Source organism: Phaeobacter sp. CECT 5382, from assembly GCF_001457775.1.
Classification (GTDB): domain Bacteria; phylum Pseudomonadota; class Alphaproteobacteria; order Rhodobacterales; family Rhodobacteraceae; genus Pseudophaeobacter.
In genome coordinates this window covers 125,541-145,161 of record NZ_CYSG01000001.1, presented here as the reverse complement: position 1 = coordinate 145,161, position 19,621 = coordinate 125,541, and the positions used below count along the sequence as shown (strand labels likewise).

Here is a 19,621-nt window from a genome sequence, read left to right as displayed (position 1 = left end):
AAACAAAAAAGAAAAACGCAACACAGGTCACAGATGGGCATATGGGGCGGTTCGCTCGGAAATAACCCTTTTGTAACAGAGATGTGAAGTGGGTCCGCTTTGCTTGCCGACATGTTTTTGCCGATATGCGGCAGGGGCTGGCTGTTTTGCCGTAAGGCCGATAGCCTGACAGCATGTGCGGACGATTTGCGATCACTTTGCCCAATGATGCTATGGCGCAGCTCTTTGCGGCGGCTCCGGCCAATGACCTGCCATCCGTGCCGAATTACAATGTCTGTCCCGCCACCCGCATTCATGTTGTTGCCTCTGACGGGGGGCAGCGCCAGTTAACGGCAATGCGCTGGGGCTTTGTGCCGCACTGGTATCAACGCGAAACCGCCGGGCCGCTGCTGATCAACGCACGCGCTGAAACCCTGGCGCAAAAACCGGCCTTTGCCGAGGCTTGTCGCAGCCGCCGCTGTTTGATTCCGGCCGCGGGGTTTTATGAATGGACCAAAGACGCGGCTGGCAACCGGCTGCCATGGTATGTGCAGCACCGGGATTGTGAACCCATCGCCTTTGCTGGGATCTGGCAAAGCTGGGGGCCTGAGGCTCTCAAAACCTGCGCCATTGTGACGACATCTGCCAACCAGACTCTCAAGCCTATACATCACCGCATGCCGTTGATTCTGCCCTCGCAGGATTGGGACCTGTGGCTGGGGGAGGCAGGCAAAGGAGCTGCGCGTCTGATGCAGCCTGGGGCCGAAGGCGCGCTGATCGCGCATCGGGTTGCACCAGTGGTGAACAGCAACCGGGCGGCGGGGCCTGAGTTGATTGAGCCCTTTTTTGATGGGACTGCCAATACGAGGACTGTTTGCCAAACTGGGCAGACAGGGAGCGAGGGGGCAGATAGGGAAAACTCAGAGACTGCATACCCAGAACCTGATAGCCCAGTGGCGGCGCGACCGGCGACAAATGGCGCAACAAAGCGAAAAGATATCGCCGCATGTCCCGATCAGGCCCCCGGACAGGACCTAGTTCAGGCCCCCGATCAATCCCCCGGAAAGGCCCCGGATCAAACAAAGAGGCAGGGCCGCCTGTTCTGACAGTTGGGCGCCCGCCAGAGGCCTCTCTAAAGGCCCCGTTGTGGGGCGCGGCTTAATTCATTGCCGGCAAGAATGGTCTTTTGCAAAAGCAGGATGAGCTGTTGCTGTTCTTCCGTGGTGAGCCCTGAAAGAATCTCTGTCTGGGCTGCTTTCACCACCGGATGGACCTGCTGCAACAGTCTCTCGCCCAGCTGCGTGAGTGTCACCTCGCGGGCGCGTCGATCTTGTGGGCTAACCTGTCGGGTGACCATCTGCTTGGCCTCTAGCCGGTCGATGACCTTGCCCAGGGTCGCCCGATCATAGGCAATCAGCCCGGCAATGGAGGCCTGATCTATACCCGGATGGGACTGGATCGCACAAAGGGCTGAAAACTGCACCGGCGTTAGGTCTACTTCGATCGCAGCCATCTTCTCCATGAATTGGGCAACTGCGATTTGGTTCAGACGACGAATGAGATGGCCGGGGAGACCGTGAATGTCGAGGAAGGGCGCATTCATATAGCCAAAGTTCCATTCTAGTGTTTCGAATTTTTCCTGTAGACAGATATGGTTGTCTGTAAACAGATATTTGAAATGCCATTTTAAAGGCATCGTTTCGAAAAATCTATAATTTCTCTGCGCGAGTGTCCTAGGGTCAACATTTTGGCGCACTTTCTTCTATCTATGGTCTCACTATGGGGAGGGGGGGGCAAGGAACTGTGGAATTTTCCTTTCGCTTGCTTTCGCGTCGCGCTATGGCAGGCCATGCCTATATGCTTCAAATCTTTGCAGGACATGCTTGCTCATGGGCGGGATGCGGTCATTGACGTGCGCAGCCCTGCTGAATTTGCCGAGGATCATGTTCCGGGTGCCATCAATCTGCCGGTTCTCGACAATGACGAACGGGCCCGCGTGGGCACGATCTATGTGCAAGACAGTCCTTTCCGCGCCCGCAAGCTGGGCGCGGCGCTGGTTTTTCGCAATTCCGCAAATCACATAGAACAGAGCCTGAGCCATCATGACGGCGGCTGGCAGCCGCTGGTCTATTGCTGGCGTGGAGGGCAGAGATCCGGCAGTTTTGCCTGGATGCTGCAGCAGATTGGTTGGCGGGCGGAGCTGATCCAGGGCGGCTATCAAAGCTATCGGCGCTTGGTCAAAGCCTACCTTTACGATCAGGATCTGCCGTTTCAACTGATTGCTCTGGACGGCTACACCGGCAGTGCCAAGACCGAATTGCTGCACCGGATTGCGGCACTGGGCGGGCAGGTTCTGGATCTTGAGGGCCTCGCCAATCACCGAGGCTCGCTTCTGGGCGGGATGGCCGGTCCTCAACCAAGCCAGAAGGCCTTTGAAACGGCTTTGGCCAGTGCCCTGGTTCAGTTCGACCCGGCCCGTCCGATTCTGGTTGAAGCTGAATCCAGCAAGATTGGCGATCGGATCATTCCCCCCGGTCTCTGGACGGCGATGAAGCAGGCGCCCCGGCTAGAGGTCACGGCACCAGTCTCAGCACGCTGCCGCTATCTGACCCAGGCCTATGATGATATCCTGTCTGACAGCGCCGAGCTGCGCAAAAAGCTGGGTTATTTGCGCGGGCATCGTTCGAATGCGGTGATCGAACACTGGTTCGCGCTGATCGCGTCAGGTGACAAGGCCCTTTTGACGCAGTCGCTGATGGAGGATCACTATGATCCGTCCTATTTGAAATCACAGCGCCTCACACGGCAGCTCAATGGTCAGGTGCCGGTGGCGCAGGTCGACCTGCAGCAGATGACAGAAACAGATCTGGCGCAAGCCGCTGAGACCATCCTGGCCATCGTGGAGCGACAGCTCCTAGAAAAACAGCCCCCATCTTAGCGCCAGACGCCCCTACCAGCTGCCTCCTGATCAGGTCCTGAACCTGTTTCGGCGACGGCCTGGATATTCCCCTCAGCTGATCAGGGACAATTGGGCAGCGCCAGCATGAAAGGTGCCGATTTTCGCCGCCTCATACCCGGCCTGGCGCAGCTCGGCCAGCAAGGCATCTGCGCGGCTCTTGTCAACGGCGGCCAGCAGACCACCGGCCGTCTGCGGATCAAACAGCAATGCGGCGGCGCCATCGGTGCTCAGTTCCGGGCAGATGGCATGGTTCTGGGCAAACAGCGACGACCGGATGCCCTGATCTGCCAGCGCCAGCGCACCTTTCATCAGGGGCACTGCTGCCAGATCCAGACCTGCGCCCAGACCAGAGGCTTCGCAGATCCCCAGCAGGTGCCCGGCCAGTCCAAAACCGGTGACATCGGTCATTGCATGGGCGCCCGACAGGATGCGGGAGGCATCGGCCTGGGGCTGGCACATCAGGGTCATGGCTGCCGCCACGGTTTCGCCGGGGGCTTCGCCCGCCATTTCTGCGGCCATGATTACGCCAGAGCCGATGGGCTTGGTCAGGATCAGCACATCTGAGGGCTGCGCCCCCGCCAGGGTTATAGGATCGCGATCGCACAACCCGGTGACGGTGAACCCAACCGTGAGCTCATCCCCCAATGAGGTATGCCCGCCAACGATATCTGCCCCGGCCGCGCGCATGACGTCATTTGCTGCCATCATGATTTCACCCAATGTGCGCTGCTGCAGTTCAGCAGAAAGCCGCGGCAGGATCAGGTTGGCTGTAGCCGCCTGCGGAGCAGCCCCCATGGCCCAGATATCGCCAAGTGCATGGATCGCCGCGATGCGGGCTTGCATCAGGGGATCCAGGCAAAAGCTGCGCAGATGATCGGTGGTGATCACCTGACGCTGATCCCCGATCTTTAAAAGCGCGGCATCATCGCCGGGCAGGGACAAGACATCCCGGCGCTGCGGCGGCGGGATCAGGCTGAGGGCGGCCTGCAGCGCGCCGCGCCCGGTCTTGGCACCACAGCCACCGCACATCGGTCTGTCGCCCAGGGTTGCGGGCAGGTCCAGGGTATGTTCCGCCGGAAGATCCGGCGTTTCCATCTTGGGCAATTGACGAAACTGCTCCATGAAAGCCTGATCAATCCTGTCCTTCCAGCGCCAGACCATAGCGCCAGAAAACTGCAGGCCGAACCGGTCTCCGAGCGCTTCCTTGCTGCCCAGTGAAATCAGTTTCAGATAGTCTTTTTGCGGCTTGTATTTGCGCAGCGGATCACCCGTCAGCAAGGCGCGCAGATTGTGAAACAGGATTGGCGCCTGACGCACGGCATAAACGCCGGCCTTGGGGCGCGGGGAAAACCCCAGATGGGCGCAATCGCCCACGGCAAAAACACCGGGTGTGGAGCTTTGCAGGGTTTCATCAACGGTGATGAAACCGTCTTGATGGTCGAGGCCGGTCCGGGCGATCCAGTCGTGCGGTCGGGCACCTGCGGCACCGGTGGTGAAATCAGACAGCACCATCCGTCCGCCTTCCAGGTGGATCATGTCGGGCTCGACCCGGGTGACGCCGGTGTTTTCGATGACGGACACGCGATGCTCGCTAAAGGCTCGTCGCAGCCGTTTGCGCACTTCGGGGCTGGCCTGACCCAGAACTGGGCCGCTGTCGATCAGCGTGGCAGCGCCCAACCGGCCGCCTTGTTTCAGCGCATGCGCCATTGCCAGGACCAGCTCGGCCCCGGCGACACCGCCGCCAATGACGGCGATATTTGTCGCAGTGCTTTTGGTGCGAAAACCATCCCAAGACCGGGCAAAGGCACCCAGGGGTTTGGCCGGCACCGCGTGTTTTGAAAACCCTGCGAGCTGCGGCATCTCCGAGGTGATGCCCACATCGACGGACACCAGATCATAGGCGATGGCCGGGCGGCCGGGCACCCGAACCAGCCGGGCCACGGGATCAAGCTGATCCGCCGCCCCCAGAACCAGTCGCGCCCCGGCAAAACGGGCCAGTTTCACCAGGTCAATATCAAGATCTTCGCGCTGGTAGTGACCTGCGACGAAACCGGGCAGCATGCCAGAATAAGGCGCCGTCGGGCCTGGGTTGATGACGGTGAGCCGGGCCCCGGGCAGCGGCTTCATCCCCCATTTCAGAAGCACCAGCGCATGGGCATGCCCGCCTCCGATCAGAACCACATCCTTGGTTGCGGGCAGAGGGGGAGTATGCATGTGAAAACGCGCCTTTGTTAAAACAGTTGCCAACGGAGGTCGGATAACAGGGGGTCGGTTAATGGATCTTAGGTCTCGGGTCTTTGCGGGGGATCAAAAACGGGCCTGATCCGGGCATTTGTGAAGTGCTCTGGTATCATCGCCGCGTCTTTAGCTCAGACTCTGCCCCAGTCTTTACCTATGTCTTTACCCATGTCTTTCATCTGGCCCGTCGGTCTTTGGTTCTGCGGTTTCAACGCTGACATCATGGGTTGCCCATTTGATGTCGTCGCCGGCCTTTGGCAGGCTCTCAGGTGTCTGATGCCGGTGAATATGCACCTTGGCAATAAACAGGGCCGTGACCGGGGCGGTCAGAAACAGAAACAGGGTGATCATCACCTCATGCAGCGACAGATGCCCTTCGACGGTGAACCCATGCACCATCGAGGCCAGCAAAACGCCGCCGACGCCCAGTGTAGTGGCCTTGGTCGGGGCATGCAGGCGTGACATCGGGTCATCCAGTTTGAGCAACCCGAAAGAGCCGACAAAGCCGAAGATACCGGCCATGATCAGAAAGCCCGCGATCAGATATTCAGAAAACATGTCCATGCCCCCATCATTCGATAATATTGCCGCGCAGGATGAACCGCGCATAGGCCACGGTTGAGACAAAGCCGAGCATGGCGATGATCAGCGCCGCTTCAAAAAAGATCTCGGTGCCCAGAGCGATCCCATAGAGCACCATAGTCGCCAGCGCATTGATGAACATTGCATCCAGCGCCAGGATGCGATCGGCGATTTCATCGGCGGAAATGATTTTCCAAAGGTTCATCAGTACCGCCAGCGCAAAGCAGATGAAGGCGAAAAGCGCAGCATAGATAATCATTCGAAAATCTCCTTCAGGCGGCGCTCGTAGCGCTGTTTGATCTCGTCGCGCACAGCATCCGGATCCGGTGCGTCCAGGCAATGGACCAGCAATGCATGGCCACCAGACGAGATATCGGCAGAGACGGTGCCGGGCGTCATGGTGATCGTGCCGGCCAGGACCGTAATCGCTTCGGGCGTGAGCAGGTCCAGCGGCACCGTGACCCAGGCAGGCTGGCGCTTGCGGTTGGGTTTGAACACCACGATACGGGCAACAACCACATTGGCCACCACGATGTCATAGAGCACGATGAAGATATAGGCGGCGATCTTCAGTGGCTTTTTCATCCGCATCTGATGTGGCCAGTAGGGCTGAGTCAGAAACGGGATGAGCAGCCCCAAAAGGAAGCCAAAAACCAGCGAGTTCAATGTCCAGGTGCTGGTGAGCAGAACCCAGGTGAGGGTCAGAAGCAGGGTCAGGATCGGGTGCGGCACCAGCCGTCGCAACAGGTTCATTGTGTTCCCCTTCCCAGCACGGCGTCGATATAGATCTGCGGCGTAAACAGCTGTGTTGCCGTGGCCTCGGCGTAGCGGCTGGCGGGGCCGGCAAAGACGGTGAGCAGGATCAACCCGCTCAGCAGGGCAAAACAGGCCACGATCGGCAAGGCGGCGACACGTTGCGGCGGGCTTTCATCCTGTTCGTTGGCCTCTTCCTCGTAGGGCTCAGGCTGTTCCTGGCCAGAGGCGGCAGCGGTCACGCCATGGCTTTTCCAAAACAGCAGGCTGCCCGCGCGGGCCATGCCAAGAATAGTGATCAATGAGCTCACAAGGATGACCGCCCAGATCCACCAGACAAGATCATGGTCGCGGGCCGCATCCATCACCAGAAGCTTGCCAAGAAAACCGGACAGAGGTGGCATACCAGCCATGGCAATGGCCCCAGCAAAAAACAGCGCCGCGATCAGCCCGCTTTGCGGCATCGGCCGCTGAGCGGTGATTTCAATGCCTTGGCGTTCGCTGATCTGATCAACCACCAGGAACATGAAGGCCGCCGCCAGGGTCGAATGCAGCGTATAATACAGCGCTGCGGCAACGGACTCCGGCGTGAACATAGCAATCGCGGTCAAAAGCGTGCCCATCGAGGTGATCGCGCCAAAGGCCACCAGGCGGCCAATCCGGTACGAGCCGAGAATGCCGATGGCTCCCAGTGCCAGCGTTGCCAGCGCGGCAGGCATCAGCCAGGCCCCGGCCAGACCTTCGGTGATCGCCAGATCGGGACCAAAGACCATCGTATACATGCGCAGGATCGCGTAGGCACCAACCTTGGTCATGATTGCAAACAGGGCCGCCACCGGCAAAGGCGCGTTGGCATAAGAGGCCGGCAGCCAGAAATGCAGCGGAATAACAGCCGCCTTGATGGCAAAGACCAGCAGCAGCATGACCGCACCAACCCGCAACAGGGCTGTGTCTTCGGCAGGGATTTCAGCCACCCGCACCGCCAGATCCGCCATGTTGAGCGTGCCTGTCACCGAATAAAGCGTGCCCAGGGCAAACAGAAACAGGGTCGAGCCGAGCAGGTTATAGACAACATATTGCACCCCGGCCTGAAACCGGCGGGTGCCGCCGGCATGGATCATCAAGCCATAGGAGGCGATGAGCAAAACCTCGAAAAACACAAAAAGATTGAAGGCGGCCCCCGTCAGAAAGGCACCAATGATGCCCATCAGCTGGAACTGAAACAGGGCATGGAAATTGGCGCCGCGTTCGTCCCAGCCGGTGCCGATCACATAGAGATTGACCACCAGCGCCAGCACCGAGGTCAACAGCACCATCAGGGCCGCAAGCCGGTCCAGCACCAGAACAATGCCAAAGGGCGCAGGCCAGTTGCCCAGCTCATAGACCTGTACGGTGCCATCGGCGGCCTGTGCCGCCAGAACCATGGAAATCGCCACCAGCGCGACGGTGCTCGCCAGCGAAAAGATCCGGATCAGATCCAGATGGTGACGCACCACCATGATAATGAAAGGGGCAACAAGGGCTGGCAGAACAACCGGTGCAATCAGGAAGTGGTTCATGCGTCTTCCCCTTCGTCTTCGGGGTGGTGGGGCATGTCGATGCGGTCATCCTTGGAGGACAGATAGGCCGCCAGAGCAATCATCACCACCACGGCTGTCATGCCAAAGGAAATCACGATGGCGGTCAGCACCAGTGCCTGTGGCAGCGGGTCAGTATAGGCCACCTTGGCATATTTATCCAAGATAGGCGGCGCATCAACGCGCAGTCGCCCAGTGGCAAAAAGGAAGATATTCACCCCATAGGTCAGCAGTGACAGGCCCAGGATGACCGGAAAGGTGCGCCGCCGCAGGATCAGATAGATCCCGGCCGCTGTCAGCAGGCCAACAGCAGAGGCCACCAGGAATTCCACGCTCAGGATCTCCATCATCAGACCTCATCTTCGCTGTTTTCGGCGGCATCACGCGCCGGGTTGATATCCATTGCATGTTCCGTAGACATTCCCGGTTGCCAGGCAAACCGCGCCAGGCTTTCCAAGGTCAGCAGCACCGCGCCAACCACTGCGAGGAACACGCCAAGGTCAAACAGCGACGCCGTCGCCCATTCAAACTCTTCCAGCGGTGGCCAGTGCAGATAGCCATAGGCGCTGGTCAGGAACGGGCGGGCAGCAAACCAGGAGGCCAGACCGGCAGAGGCTGCGATCAGAACCCCGGATCCGATGATGCCGTGATAGCCCACTCGTTGTCGTTCTGCCGCCCAGGAAAACCCAGAGGCCATATATTGCATCAACAGAGCGATCGCGGCGATCAGACCGGCAATGAAGCCGCCGCCGGGCAGGTTGTGGCCGCGGAAAAAGATATAGGCGGCAACCATCAGCGCCAGTGGCATCATCACCCGGGTGGCAACAACCATCATCATCGGATGCGCATCCCCTGCCTGCGGCATGTCGGGTTTGCGGTTCAGCAGATAGGCCCGCACCCGCGAGCCCAGAACAGCCTCGGTCAGGGCATAGATTACCAGCGCCGCAATGCCGAGCACGATGATCTCGCCGAAGGTGTCATAGCCGCGAAAATCCACCAAAATCACATTGACCACATTGGTGCCGCCGCCACCCTTGTAGGCATTGGCCAAGTGGTAGTCAGAGATGCTGGGCGCGACGAAATCGCGTAGCATCAACGCATAGATCAGGGCGGCTGCGCCCAGCCCGCCAATCACGGCAATACCGCCATCGCGCAGCCGCACCCAGAGCGGGGCTTCGATAGGGCTGTCCTTGGGCATGAAATTCAGCGCCAGCAGCAGCAGCACCATGGATACCACCTCGACCGAGAGCTGCGTCAGGGCCAGATCGGGGGCGGACAGGTAGTTGAACCCCATGGAGACAACCAGCCCGACCACGCCGATCAGAACCAGCGACAGCTGCCGCTGGCGGTGCTTGGCCACCACGGCCAGCGTGGCAATTATCAGACAGAACCAGGCGATCACCGGAATGGGGCCGACGCCTTGCACCGGGCGTGAGGCCGTGCCGAGACTGCCAGAGCTATAGGCGTAGTAGCAAATGCCGATAATAAACAGCATCATCACAAAGGCATAACGGGTGATGGCGCCGTTGTGCAGCCCATCGGTGATCAGTTGCGCCAGTTTGGTCAACCCACGCATCGACACGTCAAAAATCTGTTTGGCCTCCGGACGAGGCGTAGCCATCCACAGCGCCATCAAAGGACGGTGCAGCCTCACCAGAATGAGCCCGCCAATGACAGCAACCCCGGACATATAAAGCGCCGGTGTCAGCCCGTGCCACAGCTTCAGCGAATAGTAGGGCAGATCATCGCCGCCGATCACTGCCCCCGCCGCCACGGCAACCAGTGGCCCTGCCAATTTGGCAGAGAACAACCCAATCAGCACCACCAGCACCATCAAAAACCCAGGTCCGGCCCACATACCAAGACCAGGATCATGCGGGGTGGCCGGGTAGTCATCACGTGGTTGGCCCAAAAAGACGTGACCGATAAAGCGGAAGGAATAGGCCGCCGAAAACAGCGCCGCCAGCAGCGCCAGACCCGGCACCAGATAGTGCGAGCTGCCCCAGAGGGTATGCACGGTTTCCTCCAGCATCATTTCCTTGGACAGAAACCCGTTGAAGGGCGGAATACCAGCCATCGAAAGGGCGGCAACAATGGCAATGGTAGCAGTCACTGGCATCAGATGGCGCAGGCCGCCCAGCCGGTTGATGTTGCGGGTATGGGCTTCGTGGTCGACGATGCCTGCCGACATGAACAGCGCCGCCTTGAAGGTCGCGTGGTTGATAATATGAAACACCGCCGTCACCGCGGCGATTTTGGTGCCAAAGCCCAAAAGCATGGTGATCAGACCCAGGTGCGACACAGTGGAATAGGCCAGCAGCGCCTTCAAATCATCTTTGAACAGAGCAATCACCGCGCCCAGCAGCATGGTGACCAGACCGGTGGTGGCCACGATATAGAACCATTCGGGTGTGCCGGCCAGAACCGGCCACAGCCGCGCCATCAGAAACAAACCAGCTTTTACCATGGTGGCGGAGTGCAGATAAGCAGAAACCGGCGTCGGTGCGGCCATCGCGTGCGGCAGCCAGAAATGGAACGGAAACTGCGCCGATTTGGTAAAGCAGCCGATCAGGATCAGGATCAGCGCGGGCAGATACAGCGGCGAAGCCTGGATCAGATCTTTGTTCTGCAAAATGACGCTCAGATCATACGAGCCTGCGACATTGCCCAGGATCATCATGCCACCGATCATCGCCAGCCCGCCGGATCCGGTCACTGCCAGCGCCATACGCGCGCCCTGGCGGCCTTCGGGCAGGTGTTTCCAGAACCCGATCAGCAAAAAGGACGACAGCGAGGTCAGCTCCCAGAAGATCAGCAACAACAAGATGTTGTCGGACATAACAATCCCGACCATGGCGCCCTGAAACAGCAAAAGGTAGCTGTAGAACTGGCCCATGGGGTCTTCGCGCGAAAGATAGAATCGCGCATAGAGGATGACCAGGAGCCCGATGCCCAGGATCATGGCGGCAAAGAGAAAGCCAAGCCCGTCGAGGAAGAAATTGGCATTGAGACCCAGGGCGGGCAACCAGTCGATGCCGACCTGGATCACCTCGCCTCGAAATATCGCAGGGGCGTGCAACATCAGGCCGACAAAGGCCAGAAATGTGGTCAGACCGGCGGCCGACGCCGAGGCATTGCGCCCGGCACGGATCAACAGGGCGGGGAAGACCGCTCCGAGAAAGGGCAGGGCCGCAATCAAAAACAGGGACACGTGCAGTTCTCCTGGCTGGGTTAGGCAATAGGGAAAGGCTTAGGCAATTTTTCGCAACTGTTCCAGTCCCGCGACCCTGTAAGTGTCTCAAGAATGGGTCTTTGTCGCCATGTAGGCGCGCCTGGTTGTGATTTTTACTGCTGAAGTGCATTTTCTTGCCGGTTTGGTCGGGTTTTTATCAAACCCCATCTCCAAGCTTCGCCATTCCAGCTTTTGAACAGACTGAGACAAAAAACCAACTGAGGCAGGAAACGAACTGGGGCCTGATATGACCAAGGAGCTGACATAAAGTTGAACGACTGGACCATATTGTGCCGCTGCCAGCACGAGGCAAAACTGTTAGGACTGATTGCATGTGGTAGTCCTGCAATGGACGGCAGGAAAGCTATGCTTGCAGTTGCATGAAGTTTTCTACGGATATTGGGATGAAACAGGCTGAGATGACAAAGCAAAATCCAGAGCAGACTGGACAAGACGGTCGCGAAGGTGAGAGCCTTGATAGGCGCTTGTCGCGACGCAGCTTGTTGCGTACTGGTGGGGCATTGGCAGTTGTTTCTCTTGGAGCTGGCTGGTGGTGGCGACGCCAGCCGCCAGCCCATAATCGCCCGCGGCTGACCCCGGCCGAGGCCTTTGCCAAAGCGCAGAGTGGCGAAATTACCCTGATAGACATTCGCACACCGCGGGAGTGGCGCCAGACCGGGGTTCCGGTTGGGGCGGTTCCGATTGATATGCGGCGCCGGGATTTTCTGCAGGCACTTGAACAGCAGGTTGCAGGACAGCGCGGCGCGGCGATTGCACTGATCTGCGCACGGGGCGTGCGCTCTGCGCGCATGACCAATGCGCTTCAGGCAGCGGGTTTCAGCAATGTGATCGATGTGCCCCAAGGCATGCTGGGTGCCGCCAGCGGGCCGGGCTGGATCGCAGGCAACCTGCCGGTAGCAAGATGGCAGGGATCGTGATGGACGATAGGCCGCGCTGTTTTGATCTGTTGGCTTCATTCGCTCTGTTTGCAGCAGGCATTCTGGGTCAGACGCAGCAGGCCGCCGCCAGTTGCGGGCCGGATCCAGATGCCTGTCAAAGTGGTGATGGCAGCTATCATTTGGCCCTGCCGCCAGATCAGGGTGCAGAACCTGCTCTAAATCCTGCAGTGATTTTCCTGCATGGCTATGGCGGATCTGGTGCAGGCTCGCTCAAAAACACCTCTCTTGTCGAAGGGCTGACCGCGCGGGGTTATGCCGTGATTGCCCCGGATGCCTTGCCCCGCGGCAATGGGCGACGGTCCTGGACGTTTTTTCCCGGCTGGGCCGGGCGCGACGAGGCCGCTTTTTTGAAGCAGGTGGCGGATGACGCCGCCGCGCGCTTTGATCTGGACCGGGGAAACATGGTGCTGGCGGGATTTTCCGCCGGGGCCTTCATGGTCAATTACCTCGCCTGCGCGGATCCGCAGGCCTTTGCCGCCTATGCGCCGGTCTCTGGCGGGTTCTGGCGGCCGCAACCGCTAAGCTGCGCCGGGCCGGTGCGGCTGTTTCACAGCCATGGCTGGAGCGACGGGGTGGTGCCGCTGGAAGGGCGGTTCCTAGGCGGTGGGCAATTTCAACAGGGCGATATCTTTGCCGGGCTCGAGCTGTGGCGCCAGACCAATGGCTGTCAGGAGCAGGCACCGGACAAACGCTCGGTCGAGGGCGGTCTGCTGCGGCGTGACTGGGACTGTCAGGCAGGGGCGGATATCGATTTTGTTTTGTTTCCCGGAGGGCATCAAATCCCCAAGGGTTGGTCCGACTGGATGCTCGACTGGTTGGAGAGACCGCAGGACGGAAGGCTGAAAATACAGAGCCGCAGGCGTGGGCTCCCGCGCCTTTGCCTATCATCTCAGATGAAAGACAAAGCCTTGGGCCCGGCAGCGCCCCTGCGGGGCGCTGCGGATGCTCCTGAAGCCGAGGGCGCTGCAAATCCTCGCTTGCTGCATTTGGCGGGACCTATTCAGCCGGGTGGATGAATCCGGCTTCGAGGTAACGCCGCAGGTTTTCACGGTATCGCCGTGCAGTGCGGGTGATGCGGGGTTCAGAATAAACCACTGGGGTTGCCATCCAGCCGCGTCCGCGCGCGCCCGCACGCTGACCGGACAGGGCCGAAAGCGGAACGGCCAGCACCAGTGACAGGGCGATTGGCATCAGCCAGAGCGAGATCAATCCGGCAAAGATCCCACCCCAAAGGGCAAGCCCGCTGAGGGTTTCCAGCGCGTGGCAGGTGATCAGCGTGCGTAGCCCGTATTGGCCGCCATCCCGCGCCTGGGGCGACCAGCCATGTTGCAGCCCAAAGGTGGTGCGAAACACCGCGATCATCTGCTGTACCATCAGGATCGGCGCGTAGAGCACCGCCAGCAGGATCTCGCAGCCCACAGAGAGGGCAAAGCGCACAGGGCCGCCATAGTCCGACAGCTTGCCACCGGTAAAGGCCAGCGCCAGAACCGCAAGCAATTTGGGCGCGAGCAACATGGCGTAGATCAGCAGGATGACCAGCACATGGCGTGGCTCCGACATATCCGGCCAGGAGGGGCGCGAAGGGTTGGCCTCGCTGAAGTAATGGATGACCGAGGCCTCCTCGCCGAGGCCAATCATCGCCCAGATCACCAGCAGGGCAAACCAGATCGGCGCCATCAGATAGCCAATGGCCCCGTGCAGCAAGTGAAAGCGCGAGATAGCAAAAAAACCGCGTGCGCCCAGTAGGTTCAGGTGTTGTAGGTTGCCCTGACACCAGCGCCGGTCACGCAGAATATGGTCGATCAGTGTCGGCGGCGTTTCCTCGTAGGATCCCCCCAGACGCGGCAGGAACCGCACCCGCCAGCCCGCCCGACGCAACAGGCCCGCTTCGACGAAATCATGGCTCATGATCAGTTTTTCGCGGCCAGTAAGGCGCGCGCGCAGTAGCGGTAGGCCGGCACAGGCCGCAAAGGCGCGGGTGCGCATTATGGCATTGTGGCCCCAGTAGTTGCCTTCATGGCCGGTCCAGCGCGCCAGTCCTTCGGCCAGCGCCAGACCATAGACGCCATTGGCGAACTGCTGCATGCGGCCAAAGACGGATTGCGCCCCGATCAGCTGCGGGAAGCTCTGGATCAGGCCAGCGGCGGGATCGCGCGACAGCGCATCGGTCAGCCGAGAGATCGCCCGCCCGGTCATCAGGCTGTCGGCATCCAGCACCAGCATGGCCTCGTATCCAGCACCCCAGCGGCGCAGCCAGTCGCTGATATTGCCAACCTTGCGACCGGTGTTTTCAGCGCGGCGGCGATAATATAGCTGCAGCTCTGGAGGCAGGTTCGCGCGCAGGGCTTCGACGCTTAGCCGTTCCTGTTCGGCTAGCGTGTCATCGCGGGTATCGGACAGGATGAACATGGCATAGCTGTGGCCGCCACCACGGGCGTGCAGCTCTTCGAGCATCGACTGCACATTGCCGAGCACATACCAGGGCACCTCGTTATAGACCGGCACCAGTAGGGCGACCTTCATCGGGGCGGGTTTGTCTGACGGGCGGCTGCGATCGCGTTTGGACAGGGAATACAGCCCCAGAACCACGGTCGAGACTGAAAAACAGATCCAGAAGAAGTTGAAGGCGATCAGGGCCAGAAGCACCAGCTCCAACGCCATGAAACCGCCCTTGGCAAACCAGCCCTGCATTACCCAGGTCAGCGCCGCCGTGGCCAGCATGGCAGGTGAAAACGCCAGAAAACGCCAGAGTGCCATCTGGCGTGGTGGCTCAGATGCCGGGGCATTCAGGTCGCGAAAGGGCGCGTCAAAATCCTGTTCCGGCATCTCCATCACCTGAAGGGGCGGCATCAAAGGTTCAGCTGGCATCACGTTTTCTGTCATGCGGTCCACCGATAAAGCCAGACTTCGCTGGCCGCAGTGCCGTCGCGGCGCAGTTGCAGGCGCAGCTCGACGTGGTTTTCTGCATTGGGGGCAAAGCTGAAGGCAAGCCGCAGCCCACCTGTGGCCGGGTTGCGCTGCAACACGCCCTCGCTGAGCTCCACATGCGGGGAGGACAGATGCACCTCGAAATCTTCGGGGGCGCCCTCAAGCAGCGGGTGCGCCTCGAAATCGACGGTCATCAGGCGGCCCGGCTCACCAAAGATGCGCGCACCTGCGGCGGTATCTATGACGCGGGCCAGATCCAGATGCGGATCCTCGCCCCAGCTCAGACGGTAGGACAGCGGCACTTCGCTGCCTGCTTCGATACTATCCTGAGGGCGCCAGTAGGCAACGATATTGTCATAGATCTCTTTGTCGGCGGGGATTTCAACCAGAGTAACAGCGCCTTTGCCCCAGTCGCCTTTTGGTTCCACCCAGAGGCTAGGGCGGCGATGATAATTGGCTTCGAGGTCTTCGAAATCCGCGAGGTGCCGCGAGCGCTGCATCAGGCCAAAGCCGCGTGGGTTTTCATCTACAAAGGAGGAGATCTGCAGATGTGCCGGGTTAGCAAGCGGGCGCCACAGCACCTCTTGGTTGCCGTTTTTGATCAGCAGCCCGTCACTGTCGTGCACATTCGGGCGGAAATCATCGAAGCGGTTGCGGTTGGTGCGATCAAACAGGAACATCGACGTGAGCGGCGCCAGCCCGGCATGGGATAGGTCCGTGCGGGCAAACAAGCGCGCCTCGACGTCCATCACGGTATTGGCGCCGGGGGTTACGGTAAAGCGATAGGCACCAGTGACTGAGGGCGAATCCATCAGCGCATGTACCACCATGCTGCGCTGGCCGGGGGCGGGGGCTTCGAGCCAGAACTCGATGAAATCGGGAAACTCCTCGCCCATGGGGTCACCGGTTTTCAGTGCCAGGCCACGGGCTGAAAGCCCGTAGGACTGGCCGACCCCGATAGCGCGGAAATAGCTGGCCCCCTGAAAGACGCAGAATTCGGTCTTTTTGTTGGGTTGATCCAACTGCGTGCGCAGACGCAAGCCACTATAGCCGAGCGCTCCTGTGGTGCTGAGATCCGGGGCGATATCGCGGCGGTCAAACAGCGACATATCAAAGCCAAAGGGCCGGGACATCCCGTCGGTGACGGTGTTCACCTGGACCGCGTGGCGGAAATACAGCCCCGGCAGAAAGAGATCGACATTGTAGCTGCGATCGGTGCCAGACCAGATCGCATCCTGGGTGCGGAACCGATGCGCCTTGTACTCATCATAGGACATATCGAGCCAGTCTTGCGGGACCTCGGCGCGGGGCGCGTAGTCCTGTGCGGCCAGGGCGCGGGCGCGTTCGATGACCTGATCATGGCGGAAGGGACTTGCCTCATTCCCTGCTGCGGCGGCAGGTCGGGCCGTCAGGAGAGCGCTTGACAGAACTGTGCTGGAGAGGGCGGCACCAAGAAAGGCGCGACGGGTGAGGTGGTTCATCGTTTGGCCCTCCAAGGATGGGATTTGAACCAGCCGGCCGCAAAGGCACAGGTGATGATCAGGGCAAAACCGACCAGATTGGCTGCGGCGGTGATCGCGATGCCGCGGTCGGTCTGGTCCAGCGCAAAGCCGATCAGCCGGGCCAGCGCCATGGAGAAGACAAAGACCGCAAGGCTTTGCTGGCCGACCCGGGTGATGATGTGCAACAGGCGGGCCCAGATCCGGGCCGCGACGCTGTGGCTGGAGGCGATCAGCCGCTTGCCGCCTTCACCCGCGATGAGCCAGCCAAGATAGGCCAGCGCCAGGAAATGCGCATAGCGCAGCAGGCCGAAATCGGTTTTTTCGCGCCACTGTGCCGTGGTTTTCCACCAGGGGCGGATCATCTCGGCCAGATCTGCATTGGCCGCCTCGACCCACAAGAACACCTTCCAGGAGCCAAAAGGCGCCGACAGGATCAAAAAGGCCGCTGCAATCACGCCCAACGTGGCAGAAACTGGTGGCTTTGGCAGCCAGCCTTTCATGAAGGCAAAACCGGTAAAGAACAAAAGCTGCCAACCAAACGGGTTGAAGAACCATTCGCGCGCTGACCAGGGTTCCGCCGGGAGAGAGGCGCCATCGGGGCCCAGGCCAATCAGATAGGGGTTGGCGGCGAGCCAGATCAGGCCAGCCGCAAGGGCAATTGCCCAGACCCCATACCGCTCCAGCCCCATCATCAGCGGCATCAGCGCCAGCACCACCAGATACATCGGCAGAATGTCGAAATAGTTCGGCACATAGGTCAGGGTGAACAACCCGACCAGCTGCGGCATCGGATCATTGAAGAAATGCATCAGGTTCAGCGAAGCCGCGTAACTTTTGTCAAAGCTGCCATAGGTATCCAGGGCGGCCATGGTCATGGCCACAAAGAAGAACAACCCGATATGGGCCCAGAACACCTGCCAGCAGCGAAACACCACGCGCGCGGTGCCCAGCCACCAGCCTTTGCGGGCAAAAGAGCCGCCAAAGGCAATGGCTGAGGCCATGCCGGAGCAGAAGACAAAAATCTCGGTGGCGTCGGAAAAGCCAAACCGCGCCGGGATCCAGCCGGTCCAGCGGTTGCCCGGAATATGGGCCACCAGAATGATGAACATGGCGATGCCACGATAAAAATCGAGCCGCGGATCGCGCACCCGGTTTGCGGTGGTCTTGATCTGATCGGAGGATTCAGAGCCAGAGGTGTCAGGAGAAACCGTCCGGTTGGCCGCAGGCCCCGGATCTTGTTTTGGTGTTGGAAAGGGCGAAACTTCCGCCATGGGTGGTTTATCCTTACAGGTCTGTCTTGAATAAATGCAGTGTGTTCGCGAGGTCGCTATGCGCACCGCGTTGATTTTTTGTCTTATTCCGCTGGCATGCTCTGGACGTCAAGCCCGGTACGGCCAGCAGAAATCAAACTGCGGCGGGCCAGGGCATAATTGTCTTCGCCACCTGCGCGCATGGCACGGCGATCATCCAGTATGGCCTCGACCGCGTCAAAATCACCTGCCCGCAGGCCGGCGTCGATGGTCATGCGTTCAAACACATCGCGCTGCGCGTGGCTGCCGCCAGCCAGTTGCATGCTGTTGCGGGCTCGAGCCAGATGGGTAAAGGCCAAAGCATAGTTGCCATCGCCAAAGGCCTCCAACCCGTTGGCGGCGTCACAGCCGGGCGTCGCCATACGTTCCTGGGCTTCGGTATTGCGGGATTTTGCATCGGCGTGGATACGGCTGACCAAGCGGCGGGTTTCGGCGGCGCGGTCGCGCCCGACCAGAGCCAGCAGGTAGTGCAGATCGGCAAAGATCAGGCTGCCGTCTTCGCAGCGATTGGCGCACAGTTCTGACAGCTCTTCCCAGCGGTTGCCAACGGCGACGCCGTCCAGCTCCAGTCGCATCAGCAGCGAGGTCGCGTTTGATATATCGCGGTAGTCATCGGTTTTGTCTTTGCGCACTTCGGTATCATAGAGCGTCAGCGCCTGGTCGATCTGGCCAAGGTCAAGATGCATCAGCGCCTTGTGCCACCAGACATGGTAGCGGAAATTGTTGCAATGGGCCCAGGCCTCTTCGCGGCCCATCAGCCAGGTAAGGCCGGCTGCGGCGTCGCCGGTCATATCATGGACATGGGCGACGGCGTGCAGACCCCAGGCATCATCCGGTGCCATCCACAGGGCTTGCCGCCCGGTCACACCTGCCTTTTCATAGGCCCCGGTTTCTTCCAGCGCAAAGGCATGACAGCCCAGCAGATAGCCGCGCCCTGCATGATCGGGGGCATAGGCAGGCATCACCCGTTCAACAGAGGTACGCATGCCTTTGGCATCGCCCAGAATAAAGCGAATACCATGGCTGAGCTTCATCGCCAGCGCATCGGCGGGATCCACATCAAGCACCTGTTCCATCAGCGCGATCGACTGCGACGGACGTCCCATGAGCCAGGCGTCAAGCGCGTCGACATATTTGCGTTCACGTGGCAGCGCCGCACTGTAGCTACGCTTGGCCGCTTTCAGGGCGTCCTGCGCCATGGGCAGCAATTCAGATCGTCCCAGCATCAGCACCGACAGGCCCTTGATGGCCTGCGCCAGCGCAAAGTCGGGTTCGGCTTCAAGCACGGCCCCAAGGTGGTCGGCAGTGACAGCGGCATGGGCCAGCACACCCATCTGGGCGGCGTCCCAGCTGGTGCGGGCGGCGTCAGTGCTGAGGCTGGTCTCTTGTCCGAAGATGTCTTGCGTCATTGGGGGTCCAATCTCTGCCTTGTTGGAAAATCACGATGTTTGAGACGAGATTAGACCAGCCTGTGCGGCCGCGCGACGGTGCTCGCGTTTTGGTGAAGCCGCGTGTGCGGGCTGGGGGGTATCTTGCCGAAATGTTTCGATTTATCAGGCGGTTTTTCGCGTCTTTGATCCGATTTCAGGCCAATGACAAGAA

Annotated in this window: 14 protein-coding genes and 2 pseudogenes; 4 read left to right on the top strand and 12 right to left on the bottom strand. The window is 60.1% G+C overall.

What is annotated here, in order from left to right; all coding sequences use genetic code 11:
* Window positions 1-173 precede the first annotated feature (173 nt).
* A pseudogene (locus PH5382_RS00665) lies at window positions 174-824 on the top strand (SOS response-associated peptidase); the annotation flags it as partial.
* Between the two features lie 287 nt (window positions 825-1,111).
* Here PH5382_RS00665 and PH5382_RS00660 read toward each other — a convergent pair.
* Window positions 1,112-1,675: a MarR family winged helix-turn-helix transcriptional regulator gene (locus tag PH5382_RS00660; RefSeq protein ID WP_306341240.1), complete on the bottom strand. Its 564-nt coding sequence runs from the start codon at window positions 1,673-1,675 to the stop codon at window positions 1,112-1,114.
* Between the two features lie 153 nt (window positions 1,676-1,828).
* Here PH5382_RS00660 and mnmH point away from each other — a divergent pair, with 153 nt between their 5' ends.
* A complete protein-coding gene (gene mnmH, locus PH5382_RS00655; protein ID WP_058332418.1) occupies window positions 1,829-2,917 on the top strand; it encodes a tRNA 2-selenouridine(34) synthase MnmH in 1,089 nt (362 codons plus the stop codon).
* Between the two features lie 72 nt (window positions 2,918-2,989).
* Here the strand turns inward: mnmH and selD are convergent, their stop codons facing one another.
* From selD to PH5382_RS00620, 7 genes are all read right to left on the bottom strand, one after another.
* Entirely contained in the window at window positions 2,990-5,152 is a 2,163-nt protein-coding gene (gene selD, locus PH5382_RS00650; RefSeq protein ID WP_058332417.1) for a selenide, water dikinase SelD, read from the bottom strand.
* 186 nt (window positions 5,153-5,338) lie between these two features.
* The gene (locus PH5382_RS00645; protein WP_058332416.1) at window positions 5,339-5,740 is read right to left on the bottom strand and encodes a Na+/H+ antiporter subunit G; all 402 of its coding nucleotides are present in this window, start codon (window positions 5,738-5,740) and stop codon (window positions 5,339-5,341) included.
* A gap of 7 nt (window positions 5,741-5,747) precedes the next feature.
* Window positions 5,748-6,017, bottom strand: a complete 270-nt coding sequence (locus PH5382_RS00640; RefSeq protein WP_058332415.1) for a K+/H+ antiporter subunit F — start codon at window positions 6,015-6,017, stop codon at window positions 5,748-5,750.
* Window positions 6,014-6,511: a Na+/H+ antiporter subunit E gene (locus PH5382_RS00635; protein ID WP_058332414.1), complete on the bottom strand. Its 498-nt coding sequence runs from the start codon at window positions 6,509-6,511 to the stop codon at window positions 6,014-6,016. The genes PH5382_RS00640 and PH5382_RS00635 overlap by 4 nt, the downstream gene beginning before the upstream one ends.
* Window positions 6,508-8,070, bottom strand: coding sequence for a monovalent cation/H+ antiporter subunit D (locus tag PH5382_RS00630; RefSeq protein ID WP_058332413.1), 1,563 nt, complete (start codon window positions 8,068-8,070; stop codon window positions 6,508-6,510). The genes PH5382_RS00635 and PH5382_RS00630 overlap by 4 nt, the downstream gene beginning before the upstream one ends.
* Complete coding sequence (locus PH5382_RS00625) at window positions 8,067-8,420, bottom strand: Na+/H+ antiporter subunit C (protein ID WP_058332650.1); 354 nt, start codon at window positions 8,418-8,420, stop codon at window positions 8,067-8,069. Before PH5382_RS00625 ends, PH5382_RS00630 begins: the two co-directional genes overlap by 4 nt.
* Window positions 8,421-8,437: 17 nt before the next feature.
* The gene (locus tag PH5382_RS00620) at window positions 8,438-11,299 is read right to left on the bottom strand and encodes a monovalent cation/H+ antiporter subunit A (protein ID WP_058332412.1); all 2,862 of its coding nucleotides are present in this window, start codon (window positions 11,297-11,299) and stop codon (window positions 8,438-8,440) included.
* 401 nt (window positions 11,300-11,700) lie between these two features.
* Here PH5382_RS00620 and PH5382_RS00615 point away from each other — a divergent pair, with 401 nt between their 5' ends.
* Both PH5382_RS00615 and PH5382_RS00610 read left to right on the top strand, forming a co-directional pair.
* Window positions 11,701-12,258, top strand: a complete 558-nt coding sequence (locus PH5382_RS00615; RefSeq protein ID WP_231751764.1) for a rhodanese-like domain-containing protein — start codon at window positions 11,701-11,703, stop codon at window positions 12,256-12,258.
* A 59-nt stretch (window positions 12,259-12,317) separates the two neighbouring features.
* Window positions 12,318-13,100 (top strand): annotated as a pseudogene (locus PH5382_RS00610) (PHB depolymerase family esterase); the annotation flags it as partial.
* Between the two features lie 175 nt (window positions 13,101-13,275).
* On the opposite strand, the gene mdoH reads toward PH5382_RS00610, so the two are convergent.
* The 4 genes from mdoH to PH5382_RS00590 all read right to left on the bottom strand — a co-directional run bounded on the left by mdoH (window position 13,276) and on the right by PH5382_RS00590 (window position 19,428).
* Window positions 13,276-15,162: a glucans biosynthesis glucosyltransferase MdoH gene (mdoH, locus tag PH5382_RS00605; RefSeq protein WP_231751763.1), complete on the bottom strand. Its 1,887-nt coding sequence runs from the start codon at window positions 15,160-15,162 to the stop codon at window positions 13,276-13,278.
* Window positions 15,159-16,688: an OpgD/OpgG family glucan biosynthesis protein gene (locus tag PH5382_RS00600; RefSeq protein WP_058332411.1), complete on the bottom strand. Its 1,530-nt coding sequence runs from the start codon at window positions 16,686-16,688 to the stop codon at window positions 15,159-15,161. Before PH5382_RS00600 ends, mdoH begins: the two co-directional genes overlap by 4 nt.
* Complete coding sequence (locus PH5382_RS00595) at window positions 16,685-17,980, bottom strand: OpgC family protein (protein WP_058332410.1); 1,296 nt, start codon at window positions 17,978-17,980, stop codon at window positions 16,685-16,687. Before PH5382_RS00595 ends, PH5382_RS00600 begins: the two co-directional genes overlap by 4 nt.
* Window positions 17,981-18,063: 83 nt before the next feature.
* Window positions 18,064-19,428 (bottom strand): tetratricopeptide repeat protein, encoded by a 1,365-nt coding sequence (locus PH5382_RS00590; protein ID WP_058332409.1) that lies wholly within the window; start codon window positions 19,426-19,428, stop codon window positions 18,064-18,066.
* Window positions 19,429-19,621: the final 193 nt, after the last annotated feature.

Bases quoted from the DNA above. Each gene is read 5' to 3' on its own strand.
- PH5382_RS00615 (WP_231751764.1), top strand. From the start codon at position 11,701: ATGAAGTTTTCTACGGATATTGGGATGAAACAGGCTGAGATGACAAAG.
- selD (WP_058332417.1), bottom strand. From the start codon at position 5,152: ATGCATACTCCCCCTCTGCCCGCAACCAAGGATGTGGTTCTGATCGGA.
- PH5382_RS00630 (WP_058332413.1), bottom strand. From the start codon at position 8,070: ATGAACCACTTCCTGATTGCACCGGTTGTTCTGCCAGCCCTTGTTGCC.
- PH5382_RS00635 (WP_058332414.1), bottom strand. From the start codon at position 6,511: ATGAACCTGTTGCGACGGCTGGTGCCGCACCCGATCCTGACCCTGCTT.
- mnmH (WP_058332418.1), top strand. From the start codon at position 1,829: ATGCCTATATGCTTCAAATCTTTGCAGGACATGCTTGCTCATGGGCGG.
- PH5382_RS00600 (WP_058332411.1), bottom strand. From the start codon at position 16,688: ATGAACCACCTCACCCGTCGCGCCTTTCTTGGTGCCGCCCTCTCCAGC.
- mdoH (WP_231751763.1), bottom strand. From the start codon at position 15,162: ATGACAGAAAACGTGATGCCAGCTGAACCTTTGATGCCGCCCCTTCAG.
- PH5382_RS00660 (WP_306341240.1), bottom strand. From the start codon at position 1,675: ATGCCTTTAAAATGGCATTTCAAATATCTGTTTACAGACAACCATATC.
- PH5382_RS00590 (WP_058332409.1), bottom strand. From the start codon at position 19,428: ATGACGCAAGACATCTTCGGACAAGAGACCAGCCTCAGCACTGACGCC.
- PH5382_RS00640 (WP_058332415.1), bottom strand. From the start codon at position 6,017: ATGATTATCTATGCTGCGCTTTTCGCCTTCATCTGCTTTGCGCTGGCG.
- PH5382_RS00595 (WP_058332410.1), bottom strand. From the start codon at position 17,980: ATGGCGGAAGTTTCGCCCTTTCCAACACCAAAACAAGATCCGGGGCCT.
- PH5382_RS00645 (WP_058332416.1), bottom strand. From the start codon at position 5,740: ATGGACATGTTTTCTGAATATCTGATCGCGGGCTTTCTGATCATGGCC.